The organism is Streptomyces erythrochromogenes, assembly GCF_036170895.1.
Taxonomy (GTDB): domain Bacteria; phylum Actinomycetota; class Actinomycetes; order Streptomycetales; family Streptomycetaceae; genus Streptomyces; species Streptomyces erythrochromogenes.
In genome coordinates this window covers 7024072-7045494 of the sequence record NZ_CP108036.1, presented here as the reverse complement: position 1 = coordinate 7045494, position 21423 = coordinate 7024072, and the positions used below count along the sequence as shown (strand labels likewise).

At 73.3% G+C, this 21423-nt stretch carries 23 protein-coding genes; 17 read left to right on the top strand and 6 right to left on the bottom strand.

Translation table 11 applies throughout. From position 1 onward, the window contains the following. Nucleotides 1-41 precede the first annotated feature (41 nt). Nucleotides 42-1190 carry an ABC transporter substrate-binding protein gene (locus tag OHA91_RS32260; protein ID WP_266504282.1) on the bottom strand — a complete coding sequence of 383 codons (1149 nt, stop codon included), beginning with the start codon at nt 1188-1190 and terminating at the stop codon, nt 42-44. Nucleotides 1191-1464: 274 nt separating this feature from the next. On the opposite strand from OHA91_RS32260, the gene OHA91_RS32255 reads away from it, so the two are divergent. Further along, on the top strand, nt 1465-2220 hold the full coding sequence (locus OHA91_RS32255) for a GntR family transcriptional regulator (protein ID WP_031156496.1): 756 nt from the start codon (nt 1465-1467) through the stop codon (nt 2218-2220). A gap of 395 nt (nt 2221-2615) precedes the next feature. On the opposite strand, the gene OHA91_RS32250 is transcribed toward OHA91_RS32255, so the two are convergent. Continuing rightward, nucleotides 2616-3866, bottom strand: coding sequence for an MFS transporter (locus tag OHA91_RS32250; RefSeq protein ID WP_031156495.1), 1251 nt, complete (start codon nt 3864-3866; stop codon nt 2616-2618). Nucleotides 3867-4048: 182 nt separating this feature from the next. On the opposite strand from OHA91_RS32250, the gene OHA91_RS32245 reads away from it, so the two are divergent. Next, nucleotides 4049-4429 carry a TetR/AcrR family transcriptional regulator gene (locus tag OHA91_RS32245; RefSeq protein WP_031156493.1) on the top strand — a complete coding sequence of 127 codons (381 nt, stop codon included), beginning with the start codon at nt 4049-4051 and terminating at the stop codon, nt 4427-4429. Between the two features lie 209 nt (nt 4430-4638). On the opposite strand, the gene OHA91_RS32240 is transcribed toward OHA91_RS32245, so the two are convergent. Beyond that, nucleotides 4639-5220: a TetR/AcrR family transcriptional regulator gene (locus OHA91_RS32240; protein WP_031156492.1), complete on the bottom strand. Its 582-nt coding sequence runs from the start codon at nt 5218-5220 to the stop codon at nt 4639-4641. Between the two features lie 128 nt (nt 5221-5348). On the opposite strand from OHA91_RS32240, the gene OHA91_RS32235 reads away from it, so the two are divergent. The 13 genes from OHA91_RS32235 (at nt 5349) to OHA91_RS32175 (ending at nt 15590) form a co-directional block, all read left to right on the top strand. Continuing rightward, the gene (locus OHA91_RS32235; protein WP_158714882.1) at nt 5349-5516 is read left to right on the top strand and encodes a hypothetical protein; all 168 of its coding nucleotides are present in this window, start codon (nt 5349-5351) and stop codon (nt 5514-5516) included. A 47-nt stretch (nt 5517-5563) separates the two neighbouring features. Then, entirely contained in the window at nt 5564-5911 is a 348-nt protein-coding gene (locus tag OHA91_RS32230) for a hypothetical protein (protein WP_266503492.1), read from the top strand. 182 nt (nt 5912-6093) lie between these two features. Beyond that, entirely contained in the window at nt 6094-7251 is a 1158-nt protein-coding gene (locus OHA91_RS32225; protein ID WP_328740510.1) for an agmatine deiminase family protein, read from the top strand. Between the two features lie 32 nt (nt 7252-7283). Continuing rightward, nucleotides 7284-7715: a VOC family protein gene (locus OHA91_RS32220; RefSeq protein ID WP_031156489.1), complete on the top strand. Its 432-nt coding sequence runs from the start codon at nt 7284-7286 to the stop codon at nt 7713-7715. A 274-nt stretch (nt 7716-7989) separates the two neighbouring features. Then, entirely contained in the window at nt 7990-8829 is an 840-nt protein-coding gene (locus tag OHA91_RS32215; RefSeq protein ID WP_328740509.1) for a CAP domain-containing protein, read from the top strand. A gap of 204 nt (nt 8830-9033) precedes the next feature. Continuing rightward, nucleotides 9034-9591 (top strand): RodZ family helix-turn-helix domain-containing protein, encoded by a 558-nt coding sequence (locus tag OHA91_RS32210; protein WP_245240250.1) that lies wholly within the window; start codon nt 9034-9036, stop codon nt 9589-9591. Nucleotides 9592-9886: 295 nt separating this feature from the next. Then, a complete protein-coding gene (locus OHA91_RS32205) occupies nt 9887-10657 on the top strand; it encodes a thioredoxin family protein (protein WP_051893653.1) in 771 nt (256 codons plus the stop codon). After that, on the top strand, nt 10654-11268 hold the full coding sequence (locus tag OHA91_RS32200) for a TlpA family protein disulfide reductase (RefSeq protein ID WP_031156485.1): 615 nt from the start codon (nt 10654-10656) through the stop codon (nt 11266-11268). Before OHA91_RS32205 ends, OHA91_RS32200 begins: the two co-directional genes overlap by 4 nt. Then, nucleotides 11265-12047, top strand: a complete 783-nt coding sequence (locus tag OHA91_RS32195; RefSeq protein ID WP_031156484.1) for a cytochrome c biogenesis CcdA family protein — start codon at nt 11265-11267, stop codon at nt 12045-12047. The genes OHA91_RS32200 and OHA91_RS32195 overlap by 4 nt, the downstream gene beginning before the upstream one ends. Nucleotides 12048-12119: 72 nt before the next feature. Next, nucleotides 12120-12698: a hypothetical protein gene (locus tag OHA91_RS32190; protein ID WP_031156482.1), complete on the top strand. Its 579-nt coding sequence runs from the start codon at nt 12120-12122 to the stop codon at nt 12696-12698. Between the two features lie 150 nt (nt 12699-12848). Continuing rightward, complete coding sequence (locus OHA91_RS32185) at nt 12849-13409, top strand: HPP family protein (protein WP_051893645.1); 561 nt, start codon at nt 12849-12851, stop codon at nt 13407-13409. A gap of 31 nt (nt 13410-13440) precedes the next feature. Further along, a complete protein-coding gene (locus OHA91_RS32180) occupies nt 13441-14166 on the top strand; it encodes a response regulator transcription factor (RefSeq protein ID WP_031156480.1) in 726 nt (241 codons plus the stop codon). Further along, the gene (locus OHA91_RS32175; RefSeq protein ID WP_328740508.1) at nt 14163-15590 is read left to right on the top strand and encodes a HAMP domain-containing sensor histidine kinase; all 1428 of its coding nucleotides are present in this window, start codon (nt 14163-14165) and stop codon (nt 15588-15590) included. The genes OHA91_RS32180 and OHA91_RS32175 overlap by 4 nt, the downstream gene beginning before the upstream one ends. 84 nt (nt 15591-15674) lie before the next feature. Here the strand turns inward: OHA91_RS32175 and OHA91_RS32170 are convergent, their stop codons facing one another. The 3 genes from OHA91_RS32170 to OHA91_RS32160 form a co-directional block, all read right to left on the bottom strand. Then, on the bottom strand, nt 15675-17792 hold the full coding sequence (locus tag OHA91_RS32170; RefSeq protein WP_266503476.1) for a tetratricopeptide repeat protein: 2118 nt from the start codon (nt 17790-17792) through the stop codon (nt 15675-15677). 260 nt (nt 17793-18052) lie between these two features. Continuing rightward, entirely contained in the window at nt 18053-18529 is a 477-nt protein-coding gene (locus OHA91_RS32165) for a hypothetical protein (RefSeq protein ID WP_266503475.1), read from the bottom strand. Nucleotides 18530-18618: 89 nt separating this feature from the next. Further along, complete coding sequence (locus OHA91_RS32160; protein ID WP_328740507.1) at nt 18619-19083, bottom strand: MarR family winged helix-turn-helix transcriptional regulator; 465 nt, start codon at nt 19081-19083, stop codon at nt 18619-18621. 87 nt (nt 19084-19170) lie between these two features. Between OHA91_RS32160 and OHA91_RS32155 the strand changes: the two genes are divergently transcribed. Together OHA91_RS32155 and OHA91_RS32150 are read left to right on the top strand one after the other, a co-directional pair. Beyond that, nucleotides 19171-20055 (top strand): SDR family NAD(P)-dependent oxidoreductase, encoded by an 885-nt coding sequence (locus OHA91_RS32155; protein ID WP_051893641.1) that lies wholly within the window; start codon nt 19171-19173, stop codon nt 20053-20055. Nucleotides 20056-20620: 565 nt separating this feature from the next. Next, nucleotides 20621-21388 carry an NPP1 family protein gene (locus OHA91_RS32150; protein WP_328740506.1) on the top strand — a complete coding sequence of 256 codons (768 nt, stop codon included), beginning with the start codon at nt 20621-20623 and terminating at the stop codon, nt 21386-21388. Nucleotides 21389-21423: the final 35 nt, after the last annotated feature.

Genomic DNA, 21423 nt, shown 5'->3' with positions numbered 1-21423 from the left:
GTCGGTGATCATGGAGGTCGTGTCGGTGGGCGGTCCGGCGGTCAGCCGGCGACCGCCTTGCCCCAGCTCTGGGCGAGGACGCCCTTGGCCTTGGTCTGCTGGGCCTCCGTGGGGAAGGTCGGGGTGCCGCTGACCTGCGGGAGCTTGGCGGCGGCGGCCTTGTCGAGGGTGGCGGCCCCTTCCATGGCGCTCATGAGCACCGGGCGGGCGTAGCCCTTCAGCCACAGGTTCTGGCCTTCGGCGCTGTAGAGCCACTCCTGCCACAGCCGGGCGGCGGCGGGGTGCGGGGCGTCCTTGTTGATGGCCTGGGCGTAGAACTGCGCGTACTTGCCGTCCTCGGGGACGGCGACCTTCCAGTCGACGCCCTTGCCCTTGAACTGGTCGGCGTAGCCGGCGTTCAGGTAGTCCCAGTCGATGCTGATGGGCGTCTCGCCCTTCTCGACGGTGGCCGGGGTGGACTCGACGGGCGTGTAGTTGCCGTTCTTCTTCAGCTGCCCGAAGAAGTCGATGCCGGGCTGGATGTCGTCGAGGGAACCGCCGTTCGCGAGCGCGGCCGCGTAGACGCCGCCGAAGGCGGAGCCGGACTTGGTGGGGTTGCCGTTGAGCGCGACCTGGCCCTTGTACTCGGGCTTGAGGAGGTCCTTGAAGGTGGCGGGGCAGTTCTTGACGCGGCTCGCGTCGCAGCCGATGGAGATGTAGCCGCCGTAGTCGTTGTACCAGCGTGCCTGGTCGTCCCGCTGCGCCGAGGGGATGTCGCCGTAGGCGGCGACCTTGTAGGGGGCGAACAGGTCCTGCTGGGCGCCGCTGACGGCGAAGGAGGTGCCGAGGTCGAGGACGTCGGGGGCGCGGTCCTGGCCCTTGCGGCTGGTGACGGCGTTGATCTCGTCCTGGCTGCTGCCGTCGGGGTTCTCCACCTCGACCTTGATGCCGTACTTCTGGGTGAAGCCGTCGATGAGGGCGCCGTAGTTGGCCCAGTCGCGGGGCAGGGCCATCGCGTGCAGGGCGCCTTCCTTCTTGGCGGCCTCGACGAGGGCGTCCATGCCGCCGAAGTCCGCCGCGGAGGTCGCGGTGGCGGCGTCCTTGCCGGTGGCGGTCTTGTTGTCGGCCTTCTCGGGGGCGGCGCCGCAGGCGGTGAGGGTGAGGGCGGCGACGACGGCGAGGCAGCCGGCGAGGGCGGCGTTTCTCGGCAGGGACACGGTCTCTCCTGGGAGGTTGCGCGAGGGAGCGCGGGGAGGGTGGGAGGGGTACGGCGGACTCGAACGCTCCGAGGCCAACTTGTCTGAACAAGTTGGCCTCAGTAGGCCCGGCATCCATGACCTTCCGGTGAACGGAGGGCGACGGATTCAGGCCAATAACCTGGACACTCTCCCCATGTTTCGGTCCGCGCGGCCCTGCGCTTACGCTTTACGCGTCACGCGCATTGCGCACATTCGGCGTTCACGACGAGGTACGGGGGCACAGCCGATGAAGGCCCGGCACGAGGAGATCGCCGAGGAACTGCGGCGGGCGATCGACCGCGAGGAGTACGCGGTGGGGGCGCTCCTGCCCGCCGAGACCGAGCTGGCGGCGCGCTTCGGGGTCTCCCGCGGCACCGTCCGCCAGGCCGTGCTCGCCCTGACCGCCGAGGGCCTGATCGGGTCCCGGCAGGGCGCCCGGCGCGTGGTGCTGGCCAGCCGCCGCAGCCAGAGCTTCGCCGAGCTGCGCAGCTTCGCCCAGTGGGCCGCGGCCATGGGCCGTACGGCGACCGGCCGGGTGGTGTCGTCGGAGTACCGGCCGGCCACCGACCGGGACGTCATGTGGCTCCAGGTGGAGCCCGGCGCACCCGTGCTGCACGTGCTGCGCGTGCGCGGGCTGGACAGCGAGCCCGTCCTGCTGGAGCGCACCGTGTACGCCGACTGGATCGCCCCCGCCGTCGAGCGCATCGAGCCCGACTGCCCGTCGGTGACGCAGCGCCTGCTGGACGACACCGGGCTGGTGTTCGCGTACGGGGAGCACCTCATCGACGCGGTCGCGGCGGGGGCCCGGGACGCCGAGCTCCTCGAAGTACGGCGCACCAGCCCGCTGTTGCGGGTGCGCCGCATGACCACCACGCGCGACGGCCGACCGGTCGAATGGTCCGACGACCGCTACCGCTCGGACGCGGTGGGCTTCAGCGTCCACAACTCGATCGGCAGCAACCCCCTGGCCCGCCGCACGGGCCCGGCCCTCACGGACGCCTGAGCACCCCCGCCTCCGACGCAGGCGCGGTTCGGCCGGCTGGGACGGCGGCGGACCCGCACGCCGCCCGACGGGCTCGACGGGCGGCTGGGCCTGCAGGATCGGAGCGCCATGCCCCCGTGCTCCACGCAGGAGTTCCAGGACCGGGCCCGCGGTCTGGACCCGGACCTCTCCGCGGCGCCCGCACCTCCCGCACCGTCCGCACCCGATCCCGCGCTGCGCGACATCGCCCCGCTGGTCCGGGCGGCCGCGCCGGCCCCGGACGCCGCCCTGCGCGGCGACGGGTTCGCCGCGGAGCTCGACCGGGCCCGCGGCCTGTACCTCGCCCACCGCTCGGCCCAACCCCACCCGGCACGACGCGGTCCTGCGGGCGACCCGCACCTGATGCACGGAGGCCCTCAGCGACCACCTCGCGGCCCGCCGCTGACGGTGGCCCGCTCCGCCGGGAGCGATCGCGGCAGCAGCAGCGGGGTGGCCATGGCGAGGACGCCGGCGACCGCGATCGCGGCGCGCGGGCCCGTGACGACGGCCAGCAGGCCCCACAGGGCGGTCAGCGCGGCGATGGCGGCCTTGCCGGAGACCGACCAGGCGAGCAGGGTGCGGGCGGCCCGGTCCGCGGGGGTCCGCTCCAGCCGACAGGTGGCCAGCACCGGGTTGAAGACGCCAGTGCAGGTGATCAGCCCGCATTCGACGGCCATGACGAGCACGAGCCCGGACGTGCCGGATCCGGTGAACGCCAGCCATGGCAGCCAGCAGGCCCGCAGCGCCCCCGCGGCGAGCATGACCCGGTGCCGGCCGAACCGCTCGACGAGCCGCGGCGCCAGCCGGGAGCCGATCAGGCCGCCCACGCACGGTACGGCGAAGGCGAGTCCGTACTGCCAGGGCGCGAACCCGAGCGGGCCGAGCATGAGGACGGCCAGCAGCGGCGAGGTCGCCATGACCAGGCCGCTGACCAGGGCGGAGTTGAGGAACAGCGGGCGCAGCACGGGGTCGGTCAGGATGTGCCGCCAGCCTTCGAACAGGTCGCCGGCCCGCACGCGTTCCCGTGGTCCGGCGGGGGCGGGGCGCGGCTCCGGTGCCCCGATGGCACGGATCCCCGCCGCCGAGAGCAGGTGGCTGACCGCGTTGGCCATGACGGTCGAAACCGGCCCGAAGGCGGCGATCGCGGCCCCGCCGAGCGGCGGTCCGAGCATGGTGGCGGTCCACGTCGTGGATTCGAACCGGCCGTTCGCGACGAGCAGGTCCTGCGGCGGGACGATCTCCTTCAGGCACGCGCCGCCGGCCGCCGTGAAGGCGATGCCGGCCGCGCCGACGACGACCGAGACGACCAGGAGCTGGGCGAAGGTGAGCCCGCCGAGCGCGAACGCCACGGGCACGCTGGTCAGCGCCGCGAACCGGACCAGGTCCATGGCGACCATCACCGGCCTCTTGGGACGGGACTCCACCCACGGCCCGAGCGAGAACGCCAGCACCGCGCCGACCGCAGGCCCCGCGGCTGCCAGCAAGGACACCTGGGTGGTGCCGGCGTGCAGCACGAGGATAGCGATCAGGGGGAACGCGTCGAAGGCGAGCCAGGTGCCGAGCGTGCTGACGGCGTACGAGGTCCACAGCCATCCGAACCGCCGGCCCGGCGACCGCCCGCCCACCATGATCAGCCCGCCCCGCTCTCCGTACGGACGACCTCGTGTCGCCCCTGGGATCAAAGCGAGCCGCGCGCCGGCGGGTCAAACCGGCGAGGCCATCGGTCCCGCCGGGTTCCGGCGCGCCGATGGCCTCGTCCGTGCCGCGCCGGAGCGGGCGGTTGCGGAACCGGCTGCTGCCGGGTGACGCAGTGGATCCCGCCGCCGGTGCCGAGGCGGTCGATGCGCGTGGGACTCCCCGGACCCGTCCGCTCCCCCCGCTCGCACGGGGCGGCCTCGGCGAAGGCTTCACCACGCGCAACGTGGCCGCGCTGTGCGGCGTTTCGCACGGGATGTGCCACTACCACTTCCAGGACAGGACCGATCTCGTGCTGGCGGTCGTCACGGACATCCGCCCGGAGCGGATCCTCCCCCTGGAGGAGGCGGTCTCCGCCCCCGGGCCGTTCGCCGAGCGGGCCGAGCGGGTGGTCGAGCTGCTCGGTCCTGAACGACGAGCGGGTTCAGGAGAGCCTGGAGGCGGAGTACCGGCGCTGGCGCCGCTGTTTCGTCACCAAAATTCAGTCGATGATTGATGCGCGCAGTGTGGGTGGGCCGAGGGGGCGAGAGGAGTGCGCGGCGGGCCTCCCCGCGAAGGCGGGCGAGCGGTCGCGGGCCGGCGGCTCTGGCTTACCTTCCCTCCGGCACTGGCTGAAAATTCAGTCAATAGCTGAGGCAGGGAAAGCCTAGGCATCGAGGGGCGGGCCGGCGGGCAGCCGAAAAGGGGGACGGGCGGGCCGGCGGCTCAGCCCTGGCGGAGACCGGCCAGTTCGGCGTCGATGGCGCCGCTCATGAGTTCCCGCGCATGACCGATCCTGATGCCGCCGCTGAGCCAGCGCATGCCGAGCCCTTCGAGCAGGGCGGTGAGCCGCTCGGCCGCGGCGGCGAGCGAGGACGCGGGCGCCATCGGATGGACCCGGCCCAGCAGCGCGGCGACCTCCTGGACCCAGACCAGGGTGGCCCTGGCCAGGTCCTCGCGCAGGACCTCGTCGAAGACGGCGCTCGCCCGCAGTTCACCCCAGGCCGAGCTGTTCTCCCGTACCTCCACGGTGTCCTGGAGTTCCAGGAGCAGGGTCTCCTCCAGCTCCTCCCGGGGGGTGAGCGGCGGGTCGTCAGGGTCGCGGTCCGTGGTGTAGCGCTCGGCACGGTCGTTGATGAACTCGAGGGTCTGTCGCAGAACGCCCGTGCGATCCTTGAAGTGGTAGTAGATCAGGGCGGTCGACACGCCCGCCTCAGCCGCGAGTTCCTCCACGCGCAGCCCGCGGACCCCGCGCCGGGCGATCACCCGGGCGGCTGCTTCCAGGATCTGAGTGCTGCGAGACGCCATGGACCGCACCCTACCGGGGCGTTCCGGCGCCGGCGTACGCGGCCCGGCGCGGCCCGGCGCGGGGTCCGCGAGCCCGCACGGGCGCAGCGGCCATCAGAGGGCGGGCGCGAACGACCGGGTGGGACTGCATGGCGCAGCGGCTGCCACCGCACCCCCATGCCGCCGGAGCCGAGGCGGACGTGGAGGCGGTAGCCGCCGATCTCGTACGGGTCGTCGGCGGCCAGCGCCGTGGGGGCGGGCTGCGCGCCGGGATGATGCTCGGACATGCGGTTGCTCTTGCAACGATGCGGCAATGACCTGCACGCATCGTGACACTAACTAAAATTTCAGTCAATGTGTAGCAATGCGAGACGCACTCGACCAGGAGGGAAACACGCAGCGACCGACCGCAGAACAGAGATCCTCACCGGCGCCGCGCGTCATCGCGCGTCAGGGCGTCCGCGGGCTGCGGGTGGCGGACCTGGCGGCCGAGGTCGCGGGCCACCTCGCCCAACTGTGCCCGACAGCCCCCTACGGCGCCGTCGTGGCGGCCGCGGAACGGCTCACGGCCCTGCTGGAGGGGCCCAGCGTCCGCTGGCTCAGCGGGCTGATCCCCCTCCGGCACGCCCGCGGCCTGGTGCGCGAGGCGACCGGAGTGGAAGTGGGCCGCCTGGGTCTCCACGCTTCCTCCTCTTCCCACCCCCCGAATTGACTGAAATTCCAGTCAGTGCCACAGTGGCGACACGAGGCCGCATCACTTCACCGTGCAGAGCGGCCGTTCGCGGTGCGGAGCGCGCACCCTTGTCCGTAGGGCCCGGTTTGTCGGCCTACGTGACACTCGCGCCCGCCCTGGCCGGATGCGCCCCTTCCGCCAGCCCACGATCGGAGTTCCCCGTGTCCTTCCTTCCCCCCACCCGCCGGACCGTCCTGCGCACCCTCGCCGGAATCGGCGCGATCGTCGCCGGCGCCTCGGCCTGCGGCCCCTCGGTGGTCGGAGTGCAGCCAGAAGCCACGAAGGGGTCCGCCCCCGCGGCCGACGGGCGCCGCCTCGGCGCCGAGTGGGAGAGCCACGCCCGCACCTTCATGGCCTGGCCGGCCCTGGCCGCCGGAGTGTGGGAGCAGGACCTGCGCTACGTGCGCGAGGACATCGCGCGGATCGCCCGGGCCGTGGGGAAGTACGAGGCCGTCGTCATGATGGCCCGCCCCGACCAGGTGGCCGCGGCCCAGCGGGCCTGCGGCAACGACGTCGAGGTCATCCCGCTCGCGGTGGACGACCTGTGGGCCCGCGACACGGTCCCCGTCTTCGTGGAGGAGGGCGGCAAGGTCGTCGGAGTCGACTTCAACTTCAACGGCTGGGGCAACAAGCAGGAGCACAGGAACGACGGGTCGGTCGCCCGGGCCGTGCTCCAGAAGTACGGGATCTCCCGGGTCCAGGCACCGCTGATCGCCGAGGGCGGCTCCTTCGAGACGGACGGCGAGGGCACCCTGCTGGTCACCGAGAGCTCGATCGTGAACGACAACCGCAACCAGGGCAAGAACCGGGACGTGATCGAGGCGGAGCTCAAGCAGACCCTGGGCGTCCAGAAGGTCGTCTGGCTGGCCGGCGTCCGCGGCGAGGACATCACCGACGCCCACGTCGACAGCCTCGTACGCTTCGCCGCGCCCGGGGTCGTCCTGCTGGACCGCGCGCACCCCGGCACCCCGGCCGACTCCTGGTCGCGCTCCGCCGACCAGGCGAAGTCCGTCCTGTCGAAGGCGACGGACGCCCGCGGCAGGCGATTCGAGGTCATCGACCTGCCGCAGCCCGACCTGAACAGGATCACGGGCGAGGGCGACGACTTCGTGTCGACCTACGCCAACTTCTACATCGCGAACGACGCCGTCTTCATGCCGAAGTTCGGCGACCGCAAGGCCGACGACCGGGCTCGCGGCATCCTTCAGGAGCACTTCCCCAAGCGGGACATCGTGCCGGTCGCCATCGACACGATCGCCTCGGGCGGCGGCGGCATCCACTGCTCGACACACGACCAGCCGGGAGAGCCCGCCGCCTGAGCAAGCCCCTGCCCGGGCGTTACGGTGGCGGTATGGAACAGCGCATCAGCCTGGTCACCCTGGGGGTCGCGGACCTCGCCCGCGCCAAGAGCTTCTACACGGCGCTCGGCTGGCGCGGCACCGAGGTCGAGGAGACGGTCTTCCATCAGGCGGGCGGCCTGGCCCTGGTCCTGTGGGACCGCCGCAGGCTTGCCGCGGACTGCGGCCTTCCGGACACCCCGCCGACCGGCTTCGGCGGCATCGCCCTGGCCCACAACGTGCGCGGCGACGCCGAGGTGGACGCCGTCCTCGACGCGGCCGCGGCGGCCGGCGGCACGGTCACCCGGCCGGCCGCGGTCAACGCGATCGGCTTCTACTCGGGCGTCTTCACCGACCCCGACGGCCACGCATGGGAGATCGCCCACAACCCCGGCTTCACCCTGGCCGAGGACGGCTCCCTCGTCCTGCCCGACTTCGGCGGATAGTTGCGGGAGGCGCACGCGTACGCGCCCCGGGGCAACACCCGCCCCGGGGCGCTTCCTTGTGCCGTGCGCGGGCACGGGCACGGCCACGGGCACGGCCCTCACCGTCCCTCGCACCAGGGCGAGTTGAGGCGATTGCCCGACTCGTCCCTGTGTTGACCCTGCGGGCTTCCTTAAGGGAACTTGAAGAACCCCTCCTGGGGGACTTTTTCGCTGGTCACCGGCCTAGGCTCAGCCGGACTCCCCTCCTCCCCTTCTCTTGCGAGGTGTTACCGGCATGAGCCGCAGCCGAACTCCCGAAACGCAGACCCGCGTCGAGGCCCGGCGGAAGAAGACGGTGCGCACCCGCATCGTGCTGTCCGTCACCACGGCCGCCGCGGTGGTGGCGGTGGGGGTCGCGGTGGCCGACTCCGGCGATGACGCGCGTACCGACCGGCGCACCGACGCCGCCGGCACGTCCTCCGGGACGGCGACCCCCACCCCGGACGCCGCCCCGCCCACGACCGACGCCCCGACCACGACGAGCGCCAGCGCGTCGGCGACGCCCGACGCCTCGGCCTCGGCGTCCGCCACGCCCACGGACCCCGCGACGGCGGAGAGCAGCACCCCGGCCAAGTCGGAGTCCTCCCCCTCCGCCAAGCCCCCGCGCAAGCCCGCCACCACCACGGGCGGCGGCTCGGGCAGCACGGGCGGCTCCGGCGGCAGCACGGGCGGGGGCGGCGGCACCGTCAACGGGGACGCCGAGTCCGCCGTGCTCGCCCTGGTCAACAAGGAGCGGGCGGCCGCCGGATGCGGCGCCCTGACCTCCAACCCCAAGCTGAGCGCCGCCGCACGGGGTTACAGCGACACCATGGCCCGCGCCGGCGTCATGTCGCACACCGGACCGGACGGGTCCACGATGACCAGCCGGGTGGAGGCCGCCGGCTACAAGTGGTCCAACCTGGGCGAGAACATAGCCCGCGGGCAGGCCGACGCGGACGCCGTCATGAAAGCGTGGATGAACAGCTCCGGCCACCGGGCCAACATCCTCAACTGCGCCTTCAAGGAGATCGGCATAGGCGTCCACAAGGGCGACGGCGGCCCGTGGTGGACCCAGAACTTCGGCGCCCCGAGGTAACCGACCCCGCACACAAAGGGCCTACGGGGCGAAAGCCCCCCGCCCTTCCCTGAACCACCCTGAACCACCCCCCACAGCCACGTCCTCCCACCCGTACGCGGGTGGGGGGACGTCGGCGTTCGCCGACCCGCCCGGCACCCGGACCGGCGCCGTTTCGGGGGGAGCCGGTGACAGACCGGCCGGAACGTCGGACACTATGGGGCCGTGCCCCGAACTCCGCGCTACCTGCTCATATGGCTGTCGTGCACGGCCGCCAGCGTGACCGCCGTGCTCGCGACGGTCCAGTTCGTGGTCGGCTCGACCCGGCATACGCCCCCGGTCGCACGGTCCGCCCCGACGGTCATCGACACGCCTCCCGCCTGGCAGGCGGGCAGCCCGCCCGTGGACACGCCCTCCCCGACCGCGTCGGCCAGCCCCTCTCCCACGGCGTCGCAGAGCCCCTCCACCACCACTGCCGCCCCCACGCCCGTCAAGGCCACGTCGGGCGCCCCCCGGACCCCCGCGCCGAGGAAGGTCGACTGCGAGGAGGGCGGAGCGGGCCTGTACACCGTCCCCGCACAGGGCGGAAAGGTGACGGTGCGGTACGGGAGCCGCGGCGTGTGCCTGATCTCGGCGGTCCCCAGCCGTGGCTTCAAGGCCTCCACGTCGCAGACCTCGGACAGCACCCTCACGGTCACGTTCACGAGCTCCGACCACAAGTCGGTCGTCACGGCGACGATCGATCCGAGTGCGAAGGCCAGTGTCCGCGAATCGTCCTTCTGAGTACTGCTCGGCCACCCTCGTCCCTTTCGCAGGGATCAACACCTTGTGTCCGCCCCTGGACCGGGTTCCGGCGAAGCGGAAGGTGAGCTCTTCCTTAGGGCAAGCTCATGATCACGCCGAGGCGGTTCCACGGGCCCCGAGCGGTCCTATGCTCGCGTCAGCCGAGCGGCCGTCGGCACCGGGGAAACGACACCCCGGCGCACCGTCGGGCCGCCGGTTTCACCGAGCCGGGGGGCGCTCCGCCCATCCCGCAGTCCGAACCGTGCCTTGGGGTGTCTTCGCCATGAGTTCTCGCATGCTCCGACCCGTCCGCGCCGACCGCCGTACGACGTCGCCCCGCTCCGCCGCGCCCCTGGGAAGGCGACTGCCGCTGGTCGCCGCGGCCGTCGTAGCGGCGGGCCTGACCGCGGCCTGCGGCCCGTCCTCCGAGCCCGCCGGCTCCGCCGCCGCGGCCACGGCCACGGCCGGCCAGTCCTCGCAGGCCTTCCCCTCCGAGTCGCAGTCCGCGACGGCCTCCGCCGCGGCGTCCCCGACCGCGTCGGCCCCGCCGTCCGCGTCCGCCTCCGCCTCGGCCTCCTCGCCGACCCCCTCGCGGGCACAGTCCGGTTCCGGCTCGACCGGCGGCGGCTCCGCCAAGCCGGCCCGTACGTCGGCCGCACCGGCGCCGGCCAAGGTGCCCGGCCCCGGCTACGACAGCTCCGCCGACGCGCAGAAGCAGATCGACGCGGCGCTGCGCGCGGCCAAGGCCGACGGGCGGATGGTCCTGCTCGACTTCGGCGCGAACTGGTGCGGCAACTGCAAGGCCGCCGACAAGGTGTTCGCCCAGTCGCAGACCGCCGGGATCCTCGGCGCCTCGTACCACCTGGTCAAGGTGGACATCGGCGGGAACAGCCCCGCCAACTCCGCGCTCCTGCGCAAGTACAGCCCCTCGGGCGGCACCTACACGATGCCCGTCCTGGTCGTCGTCTCGCCGTCCGGCACGGTGCGCACCGACACCCACGTCACGGGCAACCCGTCGCTGACCGCGGAGGGCATCAACTCCTTCCTGCGCAAGTGGGCGGCATGAGACGACCGGTACGGGCGTCCGCCCTCGTCCCGCCCGCCGCCGGCCTCGCGGTGGCGGCCGTGCTGGCCGCCGCCGGCCTCTGGACGGACGACGGCGCCGGTGCGGGGGCCCGCGCCGGACGGCCGAACGCGATCGTCGCCGCGGCCGGCGCGACGGTCATGGACCCCGGCACCCGGCAGGACGCGCCCGCCCTGGCCGGTGCCGACCTGGACGGGAAGCAGGTCTCGCTGGGCGACTTCCGGGGCCAGGTCGTCGTCCTGAACGCCTGGGGCTCGTGGTGCGGCCCCTGCCGTGCGGAGGCGGACGACCTGGAGCGGCTCAGCCGGCAGACCCGGGGCGACGGGGTCCGGTTCCTCGGGATCAACACCCAGGACCGCGACCGGGCCGCCGCCCGCTCCTTCGTACGCGCCCACGACATGACGTTCCCCAGCCTCCACGACCCCGACGGCGAACTCCTGCTCCGGTTCCCGCCCTCCCTGGTCAACCCGCAGGCGATCCCCTCGACCCTCGTGATCGACCGCCGCGGGCGCGTCGCCGCCGCCATCGGGGGCGCCGTCACCGACGAGCAGCTGCGGCCCCTGCTCGCACGCGTCCTGGAGGAGGAGTCGTGACGGCCGGCGCGCAGTGGACGCTCGCCGTCGCGGACGCCCCCTCCCTCGTCAACGGGACCCTCGCGATCGCGGCGCCCGTGGCGTTCCTCGCGGGGCTCGTCTCCTTCCTCTCGCCGTGCGTGCTGCCCCTCGTACCGGGCTACCTCAGCTACGTGACCAGCCTGTCGGTCGCCGATCTGGCGGACGCGCGCGGCGGGCGCCGCAGCCGGATGGCGACCGGCGCGCTGCTGTTCGTCCTGGGTTTCACCGCGGTCCTCGTCTCCGGCGGCGCCCTGTTCGGCTACTTCGGCAGGAGCCTGCTGGCACACCAGGAGACGGTCACCCAGGTGCTCGGCGTCCTCACGGTGCTCATGGGGCTGTCCTTCATGGGGTTCCTGCCGGGCTTCACCCAGCGGGAGTTCCGCAGCCACCGGCGCCCCGCACTGGGGCTCGCCGGAGCCCCCGCCCTCGGTGCGGTGTTCGCGGTCGGCTGGACCCCGTGCATCGGCCCGACGCTGGCCGCCGTGCAGGCGCTCGCCTGGACCGAGGCGAGCGCGGTCCGCGGGGCCCTGCTGATGGCCGCCTACTGTCTGGGGCTGGGGTTGCCGTTCGTCCTGGCCGCGCTGGCCTTCCGCCGGGCGCTGGGCGCCTTCGGACTGGTCAAGCGCCACTACCCGTGGGTCCTGCGGACCGGCGGGGGGATGCTCGTACTCGTCGGCGGGCTGCTGGCCACCGGCGTGTGGAACGACATCGTGTACAGCATGCAGTTGTGGAGCGCGAACTTCACCACGGCCCTCTGAGACCCGCCGAACCGATCCGACCCGATCCACGCAACGCCACGCAACGCCACGCAACCCAACACAGAGGCACAGATGAACGTTTCCACGCAGGTGAGGCACTCCCGCACGGTCCGCCTCGCGGCCGCCCTCCTCTCCTTGGCCGCGGTGTCGGCCTGCGGCGGGCAGCCCGCCGCGGACGCCGTGGGCGCAGCCGACGCCGCCGCCCCCACGACGCGCTTCTCCGAGAACGGGGTCACCGTCACGCTGTCCGTCTCCGACTGGAAGGCCTCGGAGGGCACCCTCACCGCGGTGTTCACGCCGGAGAAGAAGGGCTTCCACCTCTACAGCACCGAACTGCCGGCCACCGGCATCGAGGGGGTCGGCCGGCCGACCGCCGTGGCGGTCACCGGGGCCCTCAAGGCGCAGGGCGGCCTGAAGGCCGCCGCGGAGGTACGGTCGATCAGCGTGCCCGGCGTGGACGCCCAGGTCCCGGTCTACCCCGACGGCCCGGTCACCACGACGCTGCCCGTCCGCGCCGACGGGAACGGGGACGCGACGGTGCTGGTCGGCTATGCGAGCTGCAGCACGCGGGACGGGTGCACCATTCCGGTGTCCGACCGCCCCGTGCGGCTGCGCATCACCGGTGACGGCCCGACGTTCGAGGCTTCCTGACGGCAGTCCCCGGCGGGGAGCGGACCCGGCGGGCGCCCGGTTCGGGCGGCTTCGTATGATCCTGGGGGTTCGCGGCCGCCCCCGCCCGCACTGCCGTTCACCGCCGGACGGACGCATGCCCGCCGGCCCTGCCCCGAAGACGTCATCTCCTTGAGCACCGACCAGATCGCCCCCGAGCAGGCGCGTCCGCGCCCGTGCTCGGCCCCGCGCGGCCGAATACTGTCGCGCCTCGTGGGACGCGCCCCCGCTCCGGCGCCGGGTACCGTCCTGCACAGCGTCAGCGGTGCCACCGCCGTCATGCTGGTCCTGGTGGCCATCGGCGCCGCCATCCACGAACCGGTCCTCATACCCCCGCTGGCCGCGTCGGCGGCGATCGTGCACAGCGTGCCCGGTCTGCCGCTGGCCCAGCCCCGCAGCGTGATCGCGGGCCACCTGCTGTGCGCCGCCGTCGGATACGCGGGGCTCAGCGCCTTCGGCAGCTCGCCCTGGGTGGCGGCCGTAGCGGCGGGGCTCTCCCTCGCCGTGATGACCGTGGCCCGGACCCCGCACTCCCCTGCCTGCGCCACCGCCGTCGTCATCGTCCTGCGGACGCCGGACCCGCGTACCTTCGTCCCCCTGCTGGCCGGGGCGGCCCTGCTCGTCGTCCTCGCGGGCTGCGCCCTCTCGCGCGCCCGCCGTACCGGAACCCGCTACCCGCAGTACTGGTGGTGAGCCCCGGCGGCCCTGCCCCTAAGGTGTCCGCATGCCGAGCGTCCTGGTCGTGGAAGACGACCCCAGCATCCGCCAGTCACTGATCGAGGTCCTGTCGGAACACGGGTATGCCGTACGCAGCGCCGCCGACGGGTTCAGTGCCCTGCGCGAGGTCACCCAGACGCCGGTCGACGCCGTGGTCCTCGACCTGGGGCTGCCGGATCTGGACGGAGGGGACGCACTGCGCATGATCCGGGGCATATCCTCCGTGCCCGTACTGGTGGCCACCGCCCGTGACGACGAGTCGGAGATCATCAAGATCCTCAACGCCGGCGCGGACGACTACCTGGTCAAGCCCTTCTCCGGGGGGCAGCTCGTCGCGCGCCTGTCCGCCGTCCTGCGGCGCACCAGCCACGTCCCGCCCGCCGGCGCCGGCGCCGCGGGCGCACCCGTCGCGGCGGCGGCCGAACCGCTGCGGGCCACCGTCGTGGGCGAGCTGGCGGTGGACCCGGGTGCGCGCACCGCGTACCTGGCAGGGCGGGAGCTGCGCCTCACCCGCCGCGAGTTCGACCTGCTGGCCTTCCTCGCCCACCACTCGGGCCAGGTCGTCTCCAAACGCCGTCTGCTGACCGAGGTCTGGCGGGAGCCGTACGTGGACGACCAGACCGTCGACGTCCACCTGTCGTCCTTGCGGCGCAAGCTCGGCGAGCGCGCGGCGGCCCCGCGCTACCTGCTGACCGTCCGCGGCGTGGGCATCAAACTGGTGGCCCCGCGGTGAGGCGCTCACTGGCCGGAGTGGCCCTCGCCGTGACCTCCATGGTCGCCCTCTCCTTCCTCATACCGCTGGCCGCGCTGGTGATGTCGCTGGTCAAGGAGCAGGGCGTCAACGCCGCCGAGCAGCGCGCCGCCGCCCTGGCCCCCGTCCTCACCCTGACCACGGACCCGAACGCGCTGCGGGAGTCCGCGGCGAGCCTGGACGCGGCCGACTACCTGGTCGTGCACCTGCCGGGCTCCGGGCCCCTCGGCACCTCCAAGGCCCCGGCAGCCCTGCTCGAACGGGCCCAGCAGGGACGCGAGTCCATCTCCCAGGAGATCCCGGACGGCTGGATCTGCCTCCAGCCGGTGGTGCTCCCCGGCGACCAGGTCGCCGTCATCGAGAACTTCGTCCCCGAGGCGGAACTCACCCGCGGGGTAAAGGAATCGTGGGCGGTCATGCTCTTCCTCGCGGTGGGGCTGGTCGGCGGTTCCGTCCTGGTCGCCGACCGCCTCGGGGCGAAGGTCGTCCGGTCCTCGAAGCGGCTGGCGCAGGCGTCCCACGCGCTCGGCCAGGGCGACCTGGACACCCGTGTGGACCCGATGGGCCCCAAGGAGCTGCGCGACGCGGGCGTCGCCTTCAACGCCATGGCCCACCGGATGACCGAGCTGCTCGCCGTCGAACGCGAACTCGTCGCCGACCTGTCGCACCGGCTGCGGACCCCGCTGACCGCCCTGCACCTCGCGTCGGAGCGGATGGCCGGCACGCCGGAGTCGGCCAGGGTCGAGGCGGCGGTCGGCGAGCTGGAGACGGAGCTCCAGGCCATCATCGCCGCGGCGCGCACCCCTCTCGCCGTGGGCCCCATGGGCCAGGGCCTGCTCGGTACGGAACCGGCCGCGGGCCACGCCGCTGCCGGTGCGGGGGCGTCCGGTCCGCGCTGCGAGGCGGCCGAGGTCGTACGCCGCCGCACCGCCTTCTGGACGGTCCTGGCGGAACAGCAGAACCGGTCCTGCACCCTCGACCTGACCCAGGAGCCGACGGCCGTCAGCCTCTCCGACGACGACATCGCCGCCGTGGTGGACGCGCTGATCGGCAACATCTTCCGGCACACCGCGCCGGGGACCCCGTTCGGCGTCCAGGTCGTCCGCACCGCCCAGGCCGTGGAGCTGGTCGTGGAGGACGGCGGCCCCGGCATCCCCGAACCGGACCGGGCCCTGTCCCGCGGGAGCAGCACCGGATCCACCGGACTGGGTCTCGACATCGCGCAGCGGGCGGCGACCGCCACGGGCGGCTCCATGCGCATCACGCGCGGCCCGCTGGGCGGCGCGCACATCACCGTGTCGTTCGCGCTGGCCGCGGCGGCCCCGTCCGGCCGCAGGCTGCGCCGTCCCCGTACGTCCCGCCGCCGCCCGGCCTGGGCACGCGGCCGCCAGGCGCGGAGGCAGTGAAGAGACGCCCGGAGTGCGAGGGCGACCGTGCGGGGTTCTGAAGGCAGGGCAGCCGGCCGGATGACGACGGCGGCCGCGTGACCGTCAGTCGTCGCGGGCCACGGACCTGATCCTGTTGGTGATCAGCCGCCACGGTCGGCGCCCCCGCCAGTAGGCGAAGCCGTCCCGCGTGCCGAGAACGTCGGGATGATCGGGCCCCAGTACGCGTTCCAGATCCGCGAGCAGGTCTTCGAAGGCCTGAGAGGCCGCCGCCGGGTCGCCCGCCCTCCCCTGCCAGTACGCGAGGTTGCCCCGGGTGGAGAGCGCGGCGGGGTGGTCGGGCCCCAGTACGCGCTCCAGGTCCGTCAGCAGCTCCTCGAACGCGGTGGCCGCTCCCGCAGCGTCCCCTGCCTCCCCTCGCCACGAGGCGATGCTGCTCCGGGTGCAGAGGGTGTCGGCATGGTCGGGCCCCAGTACGCGCTCCAGGTCCGTCAGCAGCTCCTCGAACGCGGTGGCCGCTCCCGCAGCGTCCCCTGCCTCCCCTCGCCACGAGGCGAGGTTGCCACGGGTGCAGAGGGTGTCGGGGTGATCGGGCCCCAGCACCCGCATCCGGTCCGCGAGCAACTCCTCGAACGCCGTGGCCGCTCCCGCAGCGTCCCCCGCCTCCCCCCGCAAGAAGGCGAGGTTGCCCCTGGTGATCAGGGTGTCGGGGTCATCAGGTCCCAGCACCCGCATCCGGTCCGCGAGCAACTCCTCGAACGCCGCGGCGGCGCCCGCCGCGTCACCGGCCTCTCCCCGCCAGTAGGCGAGCTTGCCCCGAGCCACCAGGGTGTCGGGGTGGTCGGGCCCTACCGCGCGCTCCAGGTCTTCGTGCAGCTCCTCGAATGACGCAGCGGCCTCCGCCGCCTCCCCGGCCGCCCCCCGCCACGAGCCGAGGTGGCTCCGGGCGGCGAGGGCGTCGAGGTGGTCGGGGCCCAGCTTGTCCCGGGCGGCATCGGCCACACGGCGGATGTGGTGGAGCGCGGCCGCGACCTGGCCGGCCTCACCGAGGCTCAAACCGTTGCGGAGGAGGACGGGGTGGGCATCGGGCCGGTAGAGGGCGTCCTCGGCGTGGAGGGTGAGCGCCTCGGAGCCGGCGCGCAGGGCCTGGACGAGGGTGGTGTCGCGTTCGATGTCGGGCCAGGCGGCGATCAGGGCGTCGGCGGCCGTTCGTGCGAGCCGGTCGTGCTGCTCCGCGGGCAGGAGGTCGCGGATGGCACGTTGGAGGAGCTGGTGCACGCGGACCGTGTGGTGCGCGCTGTCGGGGGCGTGGTCGATCAGGCTGAGGCGGTGCAGCGCACGCAGTGCCCGGGTCGCGTCCCAGACCGTGACCTCTGGGGCGTCCGTCCGCCCCGGAACGGCACCCCGGCACCGGGCGAGGTGGTCCAGGGCCGGCGGGCTGGTCAGGACGGCGCCGGGGATGCCGTTGGGGTCGAGCATCGAGGCGAGCTGCAGCATGGGCCGGGCGAGCCGGGCCGGTGGGAGGCGGTCGGCGCACTCGATGGACAGGGACCAAGCGGCGGCGACTGTGGTGGCCTGGTCGTCGGGCAGCCCGGACGGGTCGGGCAGCGCGTCGGACAGGGTGCGCGCACGGTCGGACAGCCGGTGCCGATAGGTGGCACAGTCCACGTGGCCGTCGGTGAGGTAGGCGACTGCCTGAGAAAGCGCCAGGGGCAGGTGGCCGAGGTCCTCGGCGAGGCCGAGGAGTTCGTCGGCGGGCTCGTGGCGGTCGTGCGCGGCGAGGGCCGTGGTGAGGTAGGCGACGGCCTCTTCCTCTGTGAACAGCCCCATCGGTACCAGTCGTCGGCCGTGCCCGATCAGCGCGGCGTCGCGGCGGCGGGTGGTGATCAGGGTGCGCCCGTGGGGGCTGGCGGGGGGCCACAGGTTCCGCAGGTCGGCGGGATCTGCAAGGTCGTCCAACACGACCAGCCAACGGCGCACCGCGGTGGGTTTGGGCTCCAACCAGGCCAGGAACGAGCACGCGGCGGACTCCGGGCTGGCGGGGTCCGCGCCGAGGATCTCGGCCGCGGCCTGGGCGTAGCCGGTGACGACCGCGTCGCGGGTGGCTGCAGTGACCCATACCAGCAGGTCCAGCCGAGCCGTCTGCCACAGAGTGCGGGCATGGTGGGCAGCGAGCTGGGTCTTGCCGACTCCACCGAGGCCGACCAACACCTGGTAGGGCACCTCGGCTCCGTCGGTCCCGCTCCCGCCCGCCGTCCCTGCGCCCAGTTTTCCAGCGGTGGCACGGTCCTGGAAGCACTCGGCTTCCCTGGGCAGGACGCCGACCTGGTGCGGCCAGGTGACAGGGGGACGCGGTGCGGCGTGGAACTCGACCCTGCCGGCCCGGCCGACGGCCAGACTGTGGTCGCTGGCCGCGATGCCCCCTGGTGCGCAAAGGGAGTTCGGCGCCGGGTGGGAGAGCCGGCCGGAGCTCTCCGATCCGCCTACTCCGCGGGCGGATCCGGCGTCGGAGGGGGGCCGACGGACGCACCCCCGTCGATGACACCGGCCGCGATGGACCCGTGCTCGGCACGGATGTCCACGTTGCCGCCGGCGGCCAGCCCGCCCGACGCCGCCGTCACCCGGACGTCCGGAGTGTGATCGGCCAGCAGGGCGCGCAGCCGGTCGGCCGCCTCGCCGCGTTCTTCCTCGTCCAGGTTCTCCAGCACGGCCCCGATCCGGGCCTGCCAGGACGCTTCCTGGCTGATGCGCGCACGCTCGGCCTGGGCCGGATCCGCTGTTCGCAGCGCCGTTGCGGTCTGATCCAGCCGCTCCAGCTCTGCCCGCTCCCGGGCGGCGTCACCACGCCCGAACCAGCGCGCGACCGCCTGCCGGAACCCGGCCCACGCCTCGGTGCCCGCAGCCTGCACCACGGCCGTACCGCCCGCCATTGCCAGGGCAGCCAGCGTGTCCACCAGCATTTTCGGCCTCCTCACCTGGACGGCCTCCCTTGAAAACCGTAACGCCGTACCGGGTGCCTCGCAGGGGTGCACACCCCGAGGAAAGCGGTCTAGGGAGCGGCCTTGGCGGCGGCCTTGAGTTTGCGCCAGACCGTGCCGAGGGTCTCCAGGTCCTCCGCGTCGAGGAGGTCCGTGAAGACCGGCGCCAGGGCCTCGCGCCGGGTGGCGTCCGCCGCGGCGAAGACGGTGCGTCCGGCCGGTGTGAGCGAGACCTCCACGGAGCGGGCGTCGCGCGCCGACGGCGTACGGGTCACCAGGCCCCGGCTCTGCAGGGCGTCCACGACCCGGGAGACCTGGCTGCGGCTGAGCAGGGTGCTGTTCCCGAGGACGGAGGCGGGCACCGGCTCGGGGCTGGACGCCAGCCACAGCATGACCTCGAACCAGGACACGGGCAGGTCGTGCGCCTTGACCAGGGCCTTGTCCACGCGGTCCGTCATCGTCGTGCCGGCCCAGACCAGCCCGTAGAAGGCGTAGTCGGCCGCCGGCATCTCGGCTTCTGTGAGCTTCTTCGGCATGCCGCACAGTCTAGAGGTTGCGTGTGCACGCACATAACTTTAAAGTGTGTGTGCACGCACATAAATCCGATCTCTCCGAGGTACGCCATGTCCACGCTCCCCACCGCTCCCGCCGCGACCACCGCCGACACCTCCCTCCGTACCGTCCTGATCACCGGCACCTCCTCCGGCATCGGGCTGGCCGCGGCCGTCGCCGCGGCCCGCGCCGGATGGCGCACGGTGGCCACGCTGCGCGACACCGGCCGGGCCGCCGCCCTGCGCAAGGCCGCCGCCGAGGCCGGCGTCGAGATCGACATCCGCCGCCTCGACGTCGTCGACGAGGAGTCCGTCACCGCCGCCGTGGACGGCGTGATCGCCGACTACGGCCGACTGGACGCCGTCGTGAACAACGCAGGCGCCGGACACCTCGGCACCCTGGAGCTGGAATCCGTGGCCGACGTCCGCGAGGTCATGGAGGTCAACTTCTTCGGCGTGCTCAACGTCTCCAAGGCGGCACTCCCCCACCTCCGGGCCACCGGCGGCCGCCTGATCACCGTCACGAGCGTCGGCGGCGTCATCGGCCAGCCCTTCAACGAGGCCTACTGCGCCGCGAAGTTCGCGGTGGAGGGGTACATGGAGAGCCTGGCGCCCGTCGCGAGCACCCTGGGCGTGAGCGTGTCCGTCATCGAGCCGGGCGCGGTGGCGACCGAGTTCGTCAACAACATCGGGCTGGACCTCGGCGCCCGGATCGCCGCGGCCGGACCGTACGCCGACGCGCTGCGCACCTACATCGACCGCACGGTCAGCCAGTTCACGGAAGGTGCGGCCCAGACCCCGGCCGGCGCGGCCGAGGCCGTCATGGAGGCACTGACCGCCGACCGCCCCGCCTTCCGCATCCAGACCTCGCAGTGGGCCCGCGACTTCACCGCGACCAAGCTGACGGACCAGGACGGCTCGGCCGTGCTCGGCATGACGGGCACCTGGGTGGGCTGACCGCGCTTCGCCGGCCCCGGCAGGACCGGGGCGGGGGGCCGACCTGCGCTCCGCGCGCGGCGGGGTCAGCATGGGAGGAAGCCGGGCGGGGTGCCGTCCGGCCGCCGGACCGCCGCGCCGCGGCGCGTCCCCCGTCGGGAGGTGACCCGCGCCCATGGACGAATCACGCAAGGCCTGGATCGCGATCGGCATCGTCGTCACCGTCATCCTCCTGAACCTCGCGGCCATCATCCTCATGAACACGGTCGGCCTGTGACCGTGTGACGGCGCCCGGCCGAAGTCCCGGTCCGCCCCCGGCTCCCGGGGGCGGACCTTGTCTGCGCGCGGGAGCCGCCCGCCGCCCCGCCCGCCGCCCCACCCCCGCCCCGGCACCCGTGCCGCCATTTCTGACATCTCCTCAACTCTCCTGTTCTGACGTGTAGTTCGGCCTCCCTGCGGATGAAGCAGAGGCTGCCCGGACCCTTGCCGCGACGACCCGGTTCGCGAATGATGCTCCGGGCGTGTCGGTCGACGGTGGCCGTCATCGGCCCGCCACCCTCGAACCCGTCAGGCCAGGAGGCCAGTTGTGCGGACCAACCGTCGCATCCGCAGATCCCTCGTCGTCGTCGGCGCCGCCCTCGCGCTCGTCGTCGGCGTCCCCCAGGTGGCCTTCGCGGCTCCACCCCCGGCGCTGCCCGGCCAGGCCGAGGCGATCGAGCTGACCTTCCAGCCCGCCTACGACTACGACACCGACGGCTGCTACCCGACACCCGCCATAGGCCCGACCGGGGTCCTGAACGGCGGGCTCAAGCCCACCGGAGCGCTCGACGGCAACTGCCGGGACGCCTCGGACCTCGCCAACACCAACGGATACTCGCGCTGGAAGTGCAACAACGGCTGGTGCGCCGTGGTCTACGCGCTCTACTTCGAGAAGGACCAGGCGATCCCCGGCATCAGCCTCGGCGGCCACCGCCACGACTGGGAACACGTGGTGGTGTGGGTCCAGAACAACGAGGCCAAGTACGTCGCCACCTCCGCGCACGGCGACTTCGTGATCCACGCGCGCGACCGGATCCGCTGGGACGGCACCCATCCCAAGATCGTCTACCACAAGGACGGCGTCGGAACGCACTGCTTCCGCGCGGCGAACACCAACGACGAACCGCCGGAGAACCACCGCGGCACCTGGCAGTACCCCACGCTCGTCGGCTGGTCGGGATACCCGGCGACGCTCCGGGACAAGCTCAGCCAGGCCGACTTCGGCAGCGCGCACTTCGGTCTGAAGGACGGCTCCTTCACGTCCCACCTGGCGGAGGCCAAGCCGGCGGGCATCCCGTTCGACCCGTACCTGTAGCCGGCGGCCGCCGGGGCGCCGGGCGCCCCGCGCTG